The organism is Agrobacterium sp. NPDC058088 (assembly GCF_042885035.1).
Classification (GTDB): domain Bacteria; phylum Pseudomonadota; class Alphaproteobacteria; order Rhizobiales; family Rhizobiaceae; genus Agrobacterium.
This window is the reverse complement of sequence record NZ_JBHVSU010000011.1, coordinates 100,690-113,059: the sequence shown is the minus strand read 5'-3', so window position 1 is coordinate 113,059 and position 12,370 is coordinate 100,690. Positions and strand designations below refer to the sequence as shown.

General features: G+C 58.3%; 11 protein-coding genes. 9 read left to right on the top strand and 2 right to left on the bottom strand.

Annotated features, from left to right (window positions below):
• The first annotated feature begins 99 nt into the window (after window positions 1-99).
• Window positions 100-1,716, top strand: a complete 1,617-nt coding sequence (gene purH / locus ACFVTJ_RS22220) for a bifunctional phosphoribosylaminoimidazolecarboxamide formyltransferase/IMP cyclohydrolase (protein WP_386910744.1) — start codon at window positions 100-102, stop codon at window positions 1,714-1,716.
• An 85-nt stretch (window positions 1,717-1,801) separates the two neighbouring features.
• On the opposite strand, the gene ACFVTJ_RS22215 is transcribed toward purH, so the two are convergent.
• Window positions 1,802-3,334, bottom strand: coding sequence for a UxaA family hydrolase (locus tag ACFVTJ_RS22215; RefSeq protein WP_386910743.1), 1,533 nt, complete (start codon window positions 3,332-3,334; stop codon window positions 1,802-1,804).
• A 42-nt stretch (window positions 3,335-3,376) separates the two neighbouring features.
• Window positions 3,377-4,069, bottom strand: coding sequence for a FadR/GntR family transcriptional regulator (locus ACFVTJ_RS22210; RefSeq protein ID WP_386910742.1), 693 nt, complete (start codon window positions 4,067-4,069; stop codon window positions 3,377-3,379).
• A gap of 253 nt (window positions 4,070-4,322) precedes the next feature.
• Between ACFVTJ_RS22210 and ACFVTJ_RS22205 the strand changes: the two genes are divergently transcribed.
• The 8 genes from ACFVTJ_RS22205 (at window position 4,323) to ACFVTJ_RS22170 (ending at window position 12,357) form a co-directional block, all read left to right on the top strand.
• Window positions 4,323-5,888: a sugar ABC transporter ATP-binding protein gene (locus ACFVTJ_RS22205; protein WP_386910741.1), complete on the top strand. Its 1,566-nt coding sequence runs from the start codon at window positions 4,323-4,325 to the stop codon at window positions 5,886-5,888.
• An 8-nt stretch (window positions 5,889-5,896) separates the two neighbouring features.
• Window positions 5,897-6,919 (top strand): ABC transporter permease, encoded by a 1,023-nt coding sequence (locus ACFVTJ_RS22200; RefSeq protein ID WP_386910740.1) that lies wholly within the window; start codon window positions 5,897-5,899, stop codon window positions 6,917-6,919.
• Window positions 6,920-6,994: 75 nt separating this feature from the next.
• On the top strand, window positions 6,995-7,936 hold the full coding sequence (locus ACFVTJ_RS22195; protein ID WP_080792163.1) for an ABC transporter substrate-binding protein: 942 nt from the start codon (window positions 6,995-6,997) through the stop codon (window positions 7,934-7,936).
• 96 nt (window positions 7,937-8,032) lie between these two features.
• Window positions 8,033-9,046, top strand: a complete 1,014-nt coding sequence (locus ACFVTJ_RS22190) for an aldo/keto reductase (RefSeq protein WP_386910739.1) — start codon at window positions 8,033-8,035, stop codon at window positions 9,044-9,046.
• A 4-nt stretch (window positions 9,047-9,050) separates the two neighbouring features.
• The gene (locus tag ACFVTJ_RS22185) at window positions 9,051-9,872 is read left to right on the top strand and encodes an amidohydrolase family protein (RefSeq protein WP_386910738.1); all 822 of its coding nucleotides are present in this window, start codon (window positions 9,051-9,053) and stop codon (window positions 9,870-9,872) included.
• A 3-nt stretch (window positions 9,873-9,875) separates the two neighbouring features.
• Window positions 9,876-10,886, top strand: a complete 1,011-nt coding sequence (locus ACFVTJ_RS22180; protein WP_386910737.1) for a zinc-binding alcohol dehydrogenase family protein — start codon at window positions 9,876-9,878, stop codon at window positions 10,884-10,886.
• Window positions 10,883-12,016 carry a mannitol dehydrogenase family protein gene (locus tag ACFVTJ_RS22175; RefSeq protein WP_386910736.1) on the top strand — a complete coding sequence of 378 codons (1,134 nt, stop codon included), beginning with the start codon at window positions 10,883-10,885 and terminating at the stop codon, window positions 12,014-12,016. The genes ACFVTJ_RS22180 and ACFVTJ_RS22175 overlap by 4 nt, the downstream gene beginning before the upstream one ends.
• An 11-nt stretch (window positions 12,017-12,027) precedes the next feature.
• Window positions 12,028-12,357, top strand: coding sequence for an L-rhamnose mutarotase (locus ACFVTJ_RS22170; RefSeq protein WP_386910735.1), 330 nt, complete (start codon window positions 12,028-12,030; stop codon window positions 12,355-12,357).
• The last annotated feature ends 13 nt before the right edge of the window (window positions 12,358-12,370 follow it).

Sequence of the window (12,370 nt, the reverse complement as noted above, 5' to 3'; positions counted from 1 at the left end):
CCTCGCTGTTTATTAATGCGGTAAGCTGTGTTAACGCGGCGGCAATTGCTGGATCATTCCCATTCCAGCCTGTCCTCCCTGTTAAACGGAGTATGCCTGATGGCCGTCGTGTCCAAGAAAATTCCCGCCCCCGATAAGGTCAAGATTCGCACGGCGCTTCTTTCCGTGTCCGACAAGACTGATATTATCGAGCTGGCGACGGTGCTCTCCAAGCTCGGCGTCAAGCTTCTGTCGACCGGCGGGACGGCGAAAGCCATTGCAGAAGCGGGCTTGGCGGTCACGGATGTCTCCGACGTCACCAATTTTCCCGAGATCATGGACGGCCGCGTCAAGACCCTGCATCCAAATGTGCACGGCGGGCTTTTGGCTATCAGGGATGATGCGGACCATGTGGAGGCGATGAAGGCCCACGGCATTGAGGCGATCGATCTCTCCGTGATCAATCTTTATCCTTTCGAGGAAGTACGCGCCAAGGGTGGGGATTATCCGACGACCGTCGAAAACATCGATATTGGCGGTCCGGCAATGATCCGTGCCTCCGCCAAAAACCATGCCTATGTCACTGTCGTTACCGATCCTTCCGATTACCCTGCGTTGGTCGAAGCCCTGCAGGCCGATGAGGGACAGACCTCCTATGCGCTGCGCCAGCGTTTCGCCGCCAAGGCCTATGCCCGCACAGCTGCCTACGATGCCGTGATTTCCAACTGGTTTACCGAAGCACTGGCAATTGAGACCCCCGATTACCGCGCCATCGGCGGCGTGCTGAAGGAAAAGATGCGTTATGGCGAAAACCCGCATCAGAGCGCCGGTTTCTACCTGACCGGTGAAAAGCGCCCAGGCGTTGCAACCGCGACGCTTCTTCAGGGCAAGCAGCTCTCCTACAACAACATCAATGATACGGATGCGGCTTACGAGCTGGTGGCAGAGTTCCTGCCGGAAAATACGCCGGCCGTTGCCATCATCAAACATGCCAATCCCTGTGGCGTTGCGACCGGCCCAACCCTTGCCGAAGCCTATCGGCGTGCACTGGCGTGCGATTCCGTTTCCGCCTTTGGTGGTGTCATTGCCCTGAACCGCACGCTCGATGCGGAAACGGCCGAAGAGATCGTCAAGCTTTTCACCGAAGTCATCATCGCGCCTGACGTAACCGAAGAAGCCAAGTCCATCATCGCCCGCAAGCCCAACCTGCGCCTTCTGGCAGCTGGTGGCCTACCAGACCCGCGCGCGGCTGGCCTCACCGCGAAGACCGTTTCCGGCGGTCTGCTGGTACAGAGCCGTGATAACGGCATGGTCGAAGATCTCGAACTCAAGGTCGTTACCAAGCGTGCGCCGACGGTGCAGGAACTTGAAGATATGAAGTTCGCCTTCAAGATCGCCAAGCATGTGAAATCCAATGCCGTGATCTATGCCAAGGATGGCCAGACGGCGGGCATCGGCGCTGGCCAGATGAGCCGCGTGGACTCTGCTCGCATTGCCGCCCAGAAGGCGGAAGATGCTGCCAAGGCTCTTGGGCTGGCTGAACCGCTGACGCGCGGCTCTGCTGTCGCTTCCGAAGCGTTTTATCCCTTTGCCGATGGCTTGCTTGCTGCAATCGCTGCGGGCGCTACGGCGGTCATCCAGCCGGGCGGATCCATGCGCGATCAGGACGTGATCGATGCCGCAAACGAACATAATGTGGCGATGGTCTTTACCGGCATGCGCCACTTCCGCCACTAAGCGCGAAAAATAAAGGCATAACAAAGGGCCCGGAAAGCGATTTCCGGGCCCTTTGTTTCACGTGGGACAGTCTGTCACCACCAGTTCAGGTCACCGCGCCGACCTGCCACGGCACGAATTCGTTGTCACCGTAGTCATAGATTTCGCTGACCGTTTTGTCGCCGGACGCGACCGCCAGGATATGCTCGAAAATTCGTTTGCCGGATTCTTCGATGGTTTCCGCTCCCGTGACGATCTCGCCGCAATTGATATCCATGTCTTCCTTCATGTGTTCATACATTTCGGAATTGGTGGCTATCTTGATGCACGGGGTTGGCTTGAAACCTGAAACCGAGCCGCGGCCGGTGGTGAAACAGATGACGTTGCAGCCGCCGGCGACCTGGCCGGTGACGGCAACGGGATCGTAGCCGGGTGTATCCATGAAAACGAAACCCTGCTCCGTCACCGTTTCGGCAAATTCATAAACGGCCTTCAGCGGCATCGAGCCACCCTTGGCAACCGCGCCGAGCGATTTTTCCAGAATGGTCGTCAGGCCTCCGAGCTTGTTGCCATGGGAAGGATTGTTGTTGAGTTCGTCGCCATTGCGGGCGGTATAGTCCCGCCACCAGTCGATGCGTTGTAGCAGCTTTTCGGCGACCGCAGGTGTGACGGCGCGTTTGGTCAGCAGGTGCTCGGCGCCGTAGATTTCTGGTGTTTCGGAGAGCACGGTCGTGCCGCCATTGCGCACGATAAGGTCAGAGGCATAACCCAGAGCCGGATTGGCGGATATGCCGGAATATCCATCCGAGCCGCCGCATTCCAGTGCGACTTTCAGCTTGGAAAGCGGCTGTTCGGTGCGGCGGGCGGCGTTGACCATCGGCAGCATCGCCTTGATTTCGGCAATTGCCGCATCGATCGTCTTGCGGGTGCCGCCGTGCTGCTGGATGGTCATGGTACGCAGCCGCTCGCCCTCTTCCATCTTGTAATGTTCGAGGATGGGCGCGATCTGGTTGGTTTCGCAGCCGAGGCCGATCAGCAGGATGCCGCCGAAATTCGGATGGCGGGCGTAGCCTTGAATGGTACGGATGAGAAGGCGGTAACCTTCCGACTTGGTGTTCAGCGCACAGCCGCCGCCATGGGTGAGTGCCACGACGCCATCGACATTGCCGAAGCCGTCAAGGCCGCCCTCTTTGTTGAAATAATCGGCGATGTAGCGCGACACCGTGGCGGAACAGTTCACGGACGCGATGACGCCGATGTAGTTGCGCGTTCCGACGCCACCAAGACCACGGTCGTAACCCATGAAGGTTCGACGCTCGGCTTCGGGCAACATGCCTTTTTCTTCGATATCGACACTGAACTGGTGCGCGTGTTCGGAAGGCACCATGGCGAGATTGTGCAGGTGCACGTGTCGGCCAGGCTCGATGTCCTGCGTGGCGATGCCGATGACCTGGCCGTATTTCAGCACTTCTTCGCCTGATTTGATCAGCTTGAGGGCCACCTTGTGCCCGCGCCCGATCAGCTCGAGTGCCGCCAGATCGCCCCTGCCCGTCGCACCGCCGGCCGGGATAGACCGGCGCGCCACTGCGACATTGTCGTTGGCGTTCAGCAAAATGGTTGCCTCGGAATTCTCACTCACGGGTTTTCCTCCTCCCGATACATTGTCTGCTATGTTCGTCATTCAGCTCTCTACCCAGCGGCGTTTCGAGCCTTCCAGATGGGTATGCATGGCGGCCTGCGCCAGCAGCGGCTCCCTGAGTTCCAGAGCAGCCAGAATGGCTTCGTGCTCCTGCAAAGCGCGGGTCCAGGTGTCACGATCCTCAAATTTCACGCGAAGCTGGGCCGAAATGGGGCTGTGACGCTCATCAAAGAGGTTTGCCACCAGTCTCGCCAAAACGCTGTTGCCGGATTGTTCGGCAATGGTGACATGGAACAGGCGATCCTGATCGAGTGGTTTGCGACCGGCCTCGATTTCCCTTTGCATGGTGTTAAGGATCTGGCGGAGGTTTGCGATAGTCTCATCGGTCATCCGGCTTGTCGCCAGCACGATGGTCGCCCCCTCCAGCGCAGCGCGCGCCTGCATTAGTTCAGAGGGGCTGTCACCCAGCGACTTGGTGTGATGGGTCGTCTGAAGTGCTTCGGTCGACACATAAACGCCGGAACCCATACGAATTTCAACGGTGTTATCGATTTCAAGCGCAATCAGCGCCTCGCGCAACGAGGGTCTCGACACGCCCAGTTTCTGCGCCAATTCCCGTTCGGCGGGAAGTCGCGTTCCGGGCAGGAATTCGCCCATGTCGATGAGTTCGCGTATCTGATCCGCAATCTGCTGATAAAGCCGGCGCGGTTCCGCAATTTTGGCCTGACCACTCATGTGTTTTTTGCTGATGCCTTTGTGATGCTTATATTTGGCCTTACCGTAACGCCAAGCGTATCAATACGCAAGGATTTACTTAAATTATTGAAATGTATCTATTATTTTAAAGAACCGTGAAGTGGTCATCTATCCGTTGAAATCTGTCTTTTCAATTTTCGACCTAATTGGCTTGACCATCACAGAAAACCGGCCTAACCATTTGTCCTGTTCATAACCCCGGTGGAGCGGGGAAAAGGGTGGAGGTTTACAGATGTCGCAGGGCGCATCGACAATTCGGGGCGGCTTTTCGCCTGAGGAGATGGCGCGTGCGGAGCGTTCGGTCCTTCTGCGTCTCGAAAATATCAGCAAGGAATTTCCCGGCGTAAAGGCGCTGTCGAACGTGCATTTCGATCTGCGCGGCGGTGAAGTGCATGCCGTCTGCGGCGAGAATGGCGCGGGAAAATCGACACTGATGAAAATCATCAGCGGCGTCTACCAGCCGAGCGAAGGGACGATCCTGCACAAGGGCGCGAAGGTGCAATATGCATCGCCCTTGGAATCCGAAGCCGCTGGCATCGCCATCATCCATCAGGAACTCAACCTGGTTCCGCATCTTTCCGTTGCCGAGAATATCTATCTTGCGCGTGAGCCACGCCGTGGTTTCCTCGTGGATCGCAAGAAACTGCGGCTTGATGCCAAACGCTGCCTCGACAGGCTGGGTGTCGATATCAACCCAGACCAGATGGTTCGCGGTCTTTCCGTCGCGCAATGTCAGATGGTGGAAATCGCCAAGGCGCTTTCTCTTGACGCGGAAGTCCTCATCATGGATGAGCCGACCTCTTCGCTGACCGAGCAGGAAACCCGGCTTCTGTTCAAAGTCATCCGTGATCTCAAGGCTTCCGGGGTCGGCATCGTCTATATTTCCCATCGCCTCGATGAAATGGCCGAGATCGTCGATCGTGTGACGGTGCTGCGCGACGGACGTTATATTTCGACCGATGAATTCGCCTCGATCACCGTTGATGACATTGTCACGCGCATGGTGGGGCGTTCGCTGGAAGATAAATTCCCTGAGCGTACCTCGCGCCCGGCGGACGATATTCTATTTTCCGTCGAAGGGCTGACCCGTCATGGCGTGTTCAGCGACGTCAGTTTTTCGCTACGGCGCGGCGAAATCCTCGGTTTTGCCGGACTTATGGGCGCGGGACGAACGGAAGTCGCGCGGGCAATCTTCGGGGCCGATCCGCGCGAAGCGGGCAAGATCGTTTTCAACGGGCGGGAACTTTCGATCGGCTCGCCGCAGGACGCCATCGAGGAAGGCATTGCCTATCTCTCCGAAGATCGCAAAAGCGATGGCCTCGCCATCAAGATGTCGGTGGCGGCCAATACCACGCTCGCCAATCTGGGTGAAGTTTCCAACCGTTTAGGGCTGATCGACTTCAAGAAGCATGACGATGTGGCGAAGCGTTACGTTGATCTCTTGAATATCCGCACCCCTACGATCGATCAGACGGTGCGTCTGCTTTCGGGTGGCAACCAGCAGAAGATCATCATCGGCAAATGGCTGTTCCGGCAGTCGCGCATACTGTTCTTCGATGAGCCGACGCGCGGAATCGATGTCGGCGCGAAGTTCGCGATCTACAAGATCATGGACGAACTGGCCGCACAGGGCATCGGTGTCATTCTCATCAGCTCGGAACTGCCGGAAATTCTGGGACTGACAGATCGTATCGCGGTGTTCCATCAGGGCCGTATCACGGGCGTGCTTGAGACCGCCAAGACCAATCAAGAAGAAATCATGCGGTATGCGTCCGGTTACGGCCGGGCCGCGCAGTGAGGAACGACATGGCCAATATTGCAGAACCCAAGAAGAGCTTCGCAGTCAGCGACCGCCAGAAAGACATTATCCAGAAGTTCGCCGCACTCGGCAGCCTTTTTGCGCTCGTCGCGGTCTTTTCCGCAACCAGCAACGCCTTCTTCACCGTCAATAATGGAATGACCATCGCGCTGCAGGTGACGTCTATTGCGCTGCTCGGCATTGGTGCCACCTGCGTCATCATCACCGGCGGCATTGATCTTTCCGTCGGTTCGGTCCTGGCGCTCGCCGGCGTCGTCGCTGCGCTGGCGGTGAAGGAACTCGGCATGCCGGTGCCGATCGGCATGTTGCTCGGCATTCTGACAGGGTCGGTTTGTGGTTTTATCAACGGTCTTCTGGTGACCCGCTTCAAGCTGCCGCCCTTCATCGCCACGCTCGGCATGATGCTGATCGCCCGCGGTGTGGCCCTGCAGATCACCGGTGCGCGTGCTGTTTCCGGCCTTGGCGAGTCCTTCGGCGAACTCGGCAATGGTGCCCTCTTCCGCATCGTTAATATCGGTGACGACGGTTTTCCGAATGTCGTGTTTCCCGGCATTCCCTATCCGGTCATCCTGATGGTGGTGATTGCGCTTGCGGTGTCCTTCATGCTGAACCGCTCGATTCTCGGACGTCACATTTATGCCGTGGGCTCCAATGCGGACGCGGCGCGCCTTTCCGGCGTCAATGTCGCCCGCGTTACCAACTTCACCTACATTCTGTCGGGCACGCTTGCCGGTCTAACGGGCTGCGTGCTGATGTCGCGTCTCGTCACCGCACAGCCGAACGAAGGTGTGATGTATGAGCTGGATGCCATTGCCAGTGCGGTCATCGGCGGCACATCGCTGATCGGCGGCGTGGGTACGATTTCCGGTACCGCCATCGGTGCCTTCGTCATCGGCATTCTGCGTAACGGTCTCAATATGAACGGCGTTTCCGCCTTCACACAACAGATCATCATCGGCCTTGTCATTCTGGTCACCGTCTGGATCGACCAGCTGCGCAACCGCCGCTGATCAAAGGGCTGCGGACCCTTTCCGCAAAAAAGATCGGCAGGGGAGGCCCGGATGCCGACACCACGGAGGAAGAAAATGAAGAAAATTGCGACTGCCCTTCTGACATCCGCAATCGCGTTGTGGAGCGTTTCCACCGTGCAGGCCGGTGAAATCGCCGTCATCGTCAAGACCGTCAACTCCACCTTCTGGCAGAACGTCCAGAAGGGCGCTGACGCGGCGATGAAGAACTCTTCCGGCAATACCATGACCTTCCAGGGTCCGGCTGCCGAGTCCGCCATTGCCGATCAGGTCAACATGGTCGAAAACGCCATCAACCGTAAGGTTGCCGGCATTGTGCTTGCACCTTCCGATCCGGACGCACTGGTGCCGGCCGTCAAGAAGGCCTGGGAAGCCCGTATCCCGGTGGTTCTGATCGACTCGCAGCTCGCCAAGGGTTCGGAGCAATATTATCAGTCCTTCCTGGCGACCGATAACAAGAAAGCCGGCGAACTGGCCGCGCAGGCGCTGATCGACAAGGTCGGCACGGAAGGAAAGATTGCCGTCATGTCCTATGTCGCCGGTGCCGGTTCCGAAATCGGCCGCGTTGGCGGTTTCACTGATTACATTCAGATGCATTCGAAGCTTCAGATCGTCGGCCCCTTCTATTCGCAGTCGCAGATGGCGACGGCGCTGAACCAGACCACCGACGTTCTGGCTGCCAATTCCGACCTGAAGGGCATTTTCGGCGCCAATGAGCCGACTGCCATCGGTGTTGGCCGCGCGCTTGCCCAGTCCGGAAAGGCCGGCAAGGTTGTTGCCATCGGCTTCGACGGTAACCAGGACCTGCAGAGCTTCGTCAAGGACGGCACGCTTGCCGGCATCGTCGTTCAGGGTTCCTACCAGATGGGTGAAAAGGGCGTTGAAACCGTGACCAAGCTCATCAACAAGGAAAAGGTAGAGAAGTTCGTCGATACCGGCGTCGTAGTTGTCACCAAGGACAATATCGAGAAGCCTGAAGCCAAGAACGTACTTTACTGATGCCGACGGCGCGCTGCCCGCGGCGGCGCGCCTCACCCTTTGAGACGCGGTTTTTACCCTCCCGCTCCATGCCCAAGAATTCAGGAAGTCCCTGTGATGAAAGTCTCCGATACACGTAAATTGCCTCGCCGCGCTGTCGACGTCACCGTCATGGGCCTCGGTTGCGCCCAGATGGGCAATCTCTACCGCGTCACGCCCTACGAAGAGTCCAAAGGTGCGTTCGACGAGGCATGGGAAAGCGGCATGCGTTATTTCGATACCGCGCCGTTTTACGGTTATACGCGGTCGGAGCGTCGTCTGGGCACCATGGTAACCGAGCACGATCGAGGCGACTATACGCTTAGCACCAAGGTCGGCCGTGTCATGGTCCCGGATGAGACAGTGGGTCCGGAGGAGGATGCCTATATTGCGCCCCTGCCGTTCCGCCCGGTCTATGATTATTCTTATGACGGTATTCTGCGCTCCTTCGAGGCTAGCCAGCAGCGGCTGGGTATCCTGAAACCGGATATTCTTTATGTGCACGATATCGGTTCCCACACCCATGGCGAAAAGCATCAGCACTACTGGGAGCAGCTGACCAACGGCGGCGGTTTCCGCGCTCTTGGTAAGCTGCGCGAGGAAGGGTCGACCGCGGCTGTCGGCCTCGGCGTCAACGAGTGGGAAATTATCAACGACGCCATGGATGTCTTCGATATCGATGTCGCCATGCTGGCGGGCCGTTATACGCTGCTCGAACAGCAAAGCCTTGCTTTCATGAACCGCTGCGCCGAAAGCGGCGTCGCCATCGTTGTCGCTGGCGCTTTCAATTCGGGCATTCTGGCTGGTAACCGCAAATTCAATTATGCCGATGCGCCTGCCGATATCCTGAAGAGCGTGGACGCGCTGCACAACGTCTGTGAGGAACTGGGTGTCTCACTTCAGGCCGCCGCACTTCAGTTTCCGCTCGCCCATCCGGCGTCGGTCACGGTCGTTTCAGGTGCGCGCAATGCGCAGCAACTTGCCTCGAATATCGAATGGTTCGAGCAGTCTATCCCGGATGAATTCTGGTCCGAGCTGCACAAGCGTGGCCTGATTGCTGAAGGTGCGCCTGTGCCCGGCGGAAAGGCCTGAGGCAATGCTCATCGACGCCCACCAGCATTTCTGGCTGATGAAGGATCGCGCCGGGCAATGGCCGCCGCCATCGCTGGCCGCTATCTACCGGGATTTTCTTCCCACCGATCTGTCGCCATTGCTGACGTCCGCCGGGGTCTCGGGCACGGTGGTGGTGCAGACGATGGAGACGGCGCCTGACACGGATTTCATGCTGAAGCTGGCTGAAAACACCGATTTCATCAAAGGTGTGGTCGGCTGGGTGGATATGAAGTCTCCAGATGCGGCGTCGGAAATCGCACGCCGAGCGAAACATTCTGCCTTCAAGGGCGTGCGCCCCATGCTGCAGGGCATGGAAGATGTCGCCTGGATAGACGATCCCGCGCTGGATGCTGCCGTTGAAGCGCTTGTGAAGCACGGTCTGGTGTTTGACGCGCTGGTTCTGCCGCCCAATCTGCCGCATCTCCTCTCCTTCGCGCGCAGACATCCCGAGTTGCCAATCGTGATCGATCATGGCGCGAAGCCTCTGATCGCCACTGGCCACTATAGTGACTGGCGGCGCGATGTGGCCGCTCTCTCTGCCCTTCCCAATGTCCATTGCAAGCTCTCCGGCCTGCTGACCGAGCGCGGTGAGCAGCGCCCGGAAGCGGTGCGGCCCTATGCCGAGACCATTCTGGACCTATTCGGTGGCGATCGCGTGATCTTCGGTAGTGACTGGCCGGTGCTGCGCCTTGCGGGTGACTATCAGGGCTGGCTGGATTTCTGCCGCGACATCGTGCCGGCCAAGGACCATGCGGCAGTTTTCGGCGGCAACGCCATTCGTTTTTACTCCCTTACTGACAGGTGATGCATGCTGGCGATTTTCTGTGACACTCCCGGTCAACTAACCGCCAAGGATCTGCCGAAACCCGTGCGCGGCGAAGGTGAAGTGCTGGTGCGTATTCGCCGGATCGGCGTTTGCGGTACGGATCTGCATATCTTCACCGGCAACCAGCCATATCTCTCCTATCCGCGTATCATGGGCCATGAACTTTCCGGCACGGTGGATGAGGCGCCTGAAGGCAGCCATCTTTCCCCCGGCGATGTCGTGACCATCATTCCCTATATCTCCTGCGGAAAATGTAATGCCTGCCTGAAGGGCAAGAGCAATTGCTGCCGCAATATCGGTGTGCTCGGCGTCCATCGCGATGGTGGCATGGTGGAATATCTGAGTGTGCCGCAGCAATTCGTGCTGAAGGCGGAGGGGTTAAGCCTCGACCAGGCGGCCATGACGGAATTTCTGGCGATCGGCGCGCATGCGGTGCGGCGCGGTGCCGTCGAAAAAGGGCAGAAGGTCCTGATCGTCGGTGCCGGCCCGATTGGGATGGCGGTTGCTGTCTTCGCCGTTCTCGATGGCGGTGAAGTGACGATGATCGACGGTCGCACCGACCGGCTGGATTTCTGCAAGAAACATCTCGGTGTTGCTCATACGGTTATCCTTGGCGAAGGCGACAAGGATCGTCTGTCGGATATCACCGACGGCGATTTCTTCGATGCGGTCTTTGATGCGACCGGCAATCCGAAAGCCATGGAGCGCGGGTTTTCCTTCGTCGGTCATGGTGGCTCCTATGTCCTGGTGTCCATCGTTGCCAGCGATATCAGCTTCAACGACCCGGAGTTTCACAAGCGTGAGACGACGTTGCTCGGCAGCCGCAACGCGACGCCGGAAGATTTCGAGCGCGTGCTTCGTGCCTTGCGCGAAGGGAAAGTGCCTGAGGCGCTGATCACCCACCGCATGACACTCGCTGATGTCCCCGCGAAGTTCGCCGGCCTGACCGATCCGAAAGCCGGAGTCATCAAGGGCATGGTGGAGGTTGCATGACGCCCGATACGCCCATCCTTCAATTCGGCACCAGCCGGTTTCTTCTTGCCCATGCGGATCTGTTCGTTTCGCAGGCGCTGGATAGTGGCGAGGCCCTCGGCCACATTGCAATTGTCCAGACGACCGGCAATGCGGAGAGCCTGAAGCGGGTTGCGGCGCTGAACAGCGGCGCGCCTTACCCCGTGCGCATTCGCGGCATCCGCGATGGGCAGGAAGTGGACGAGGAAGTTCAGGGCAAGGCCGTTGCACGGGCATTGACGGCTGCGACCGATTGGGCGGAAGTGCGCCGCCTTGCCTGTGAGGCGCAGGTCATTCTGTCCAATACGGGCGACCGGGGTTATGAGCTGGATTCGGCCGACAATGCTGCGCTGGCTGACGATTTCACGATCGTGCCGAAAAGCTTTCCGGCCAAGCTCTGCATGCTGTTGCTGGAGCGTTTTCAGCGGAATCCTGAAGCTCCTTTATCGATCTTCCCCTGCGAGCTGGTGCCGCGAAACGGTGAAAAGCTGAAGCAGGTCATTCGCCGGCTTACCGACGATTGGGAGCTGCCAGCCGGTTTTGCTTTCTATCTGAACGAGAAATGCCGCTTCGCCAACAGTCTGGTGGATCGCATCGTGTCCGAACCCATCGATCCCGTCGGCGCAGTCGCGGAACCCTATGCCCTCTGGGCGATCGAGAAACAGGAAGGGCTCGTTCTTCCCTGCACTCACCCCGCCGTGGTGCTGACCGACGATCTCGACCGCTATGAAAAGCTGAAGCTGTTCCTCCTCAATCTCGGCCACTCCTATCTGGCGGAACGCTGGACACGGGATGGGCGTGGGAAAGATGAAACGGTGCGTCAGGCAATGGCGGATGATGCCCTCGTTGCGGATCTGGAAGCACTCTGGCGAGACGAGGTTCTGCCGGTCTTTGCGGCAGAAGGCATGGGAGATGAGGCAAAGGCCTATATCGGTCAGTTGAGGGAGCGCTTGCGCAATCCCTTTCTCGCTCACCGGCTGGCCGATATCGCCAGCAATCACGACGAAAAGAAGCGTCGCCGTTTCGCCCCGGTTATCGCTGCGGCAGAACGGCTCGGATTGAGCCTGCCGCAGACAAAGCTGCCCGCGGCGCTCGCCACCATCAAGCAATAACGGAGTTTTTCATGCAACGCATGGGCATGGTCATAGGGCTCAAACCTGAGATGATCACGGAATATAAGAGGCTGCACGCCGCCGTCTGGCCTGAAATTCTGGCCCTCATCAGCGATTGCAACATCCGCAATTACACGATCTTCCTGCGCGAGCCGGAAAACCTGCTTTTTGGTTATTGGGAATATCACGGCAGTGATTTCAGCGCCGACATGGCGAAAATGGCGGCGAGTCCCAAGAACCAGGAATGGTGGTCTTTTACCATCCCATGCCAACAACCGCTTGAGAGCCGGAAGGAAGGCGAGTGGTGGGCCATGATGGAAGAAACTTTTCATCACGACTGAACAATTTCCTTTG

Excerpts from the sequence above, each read along its gene's own strand:
- ACFVTJ_RS22185 (WP_386910738.1), top strand. The coding sequence starts at position 9,051 with ATGCTCATCGACGCCCACCAGCATTTCTGGCTGATGAAGGATCGCGCC.
- ACFVTJ_RS22180 (WP_386910737.1), top strand. The coding sequence starts at position 9,876 with ATGCTGGCGATTTTCTGTGACACTCCCGGTCAACTAACCGCCAAGGAT.
- ACFVTJ_RS22210 (WP_386910742.1), bottom strand. The coding sequence starts at position 4,069 with ATGAGTGGTCAGGCCAAAATTGCGGAACCGCGCCGGCTTTATCAGCAG.
- ACFVTJ_RS22175 (WP_386910736.1), top strand. The coding sequence starts at position 10,883 with ATGACGCCCGATACGCCCATCCTTCAATTCGGCACCAGCCGGTTTCTT.
- ACFVTJ_RS22170 (WP_386910735.1), top strand. The coding sequence starts at position 12,028 with ATGCAACGCATGGGCATGGTCATAGGGCTCAAACCTGAGATGATCACG.
- ACFVTJ_RS22190 (WP_386910739.1), top strand. The coding sequence starts at position 8,033 with ATGAAAGTCTCCGATACACGTAAATTGCCTCGCCGCGCTGTCGACGTC.
- ACFVTJ_RS22205 (WP_386910741.1), top strand. The coding sequence starts at position 4,323 with ATGTCGCAGGGCGCATCGACAATTCGGGGCGGCTTTTCGCCTGAGGAG.
- ACFVTJ_RS22200 (WP_386910740.1), top strand. The coding sequence starts at position 5,897 with ATGGCCAATATTGCAGAACCCAAGAAGAGCTTCGCAGTCAGCGACCGC.
- ACFVTJ_RS22195 (WP_080792163.1), top strand. The coding sequence starts at position 6,995 with ATGAAGAAAATTGCGACTGCCCTTCTGACATCCGCAATCGCGTTGTGG.
- purH (WP_386910744.1), top strand. The coding sequence starts at position 100 with ATGGCCGTCGTGTCCAAGAAAATTCCCGCCCCCGATAAGGTCAAGATT.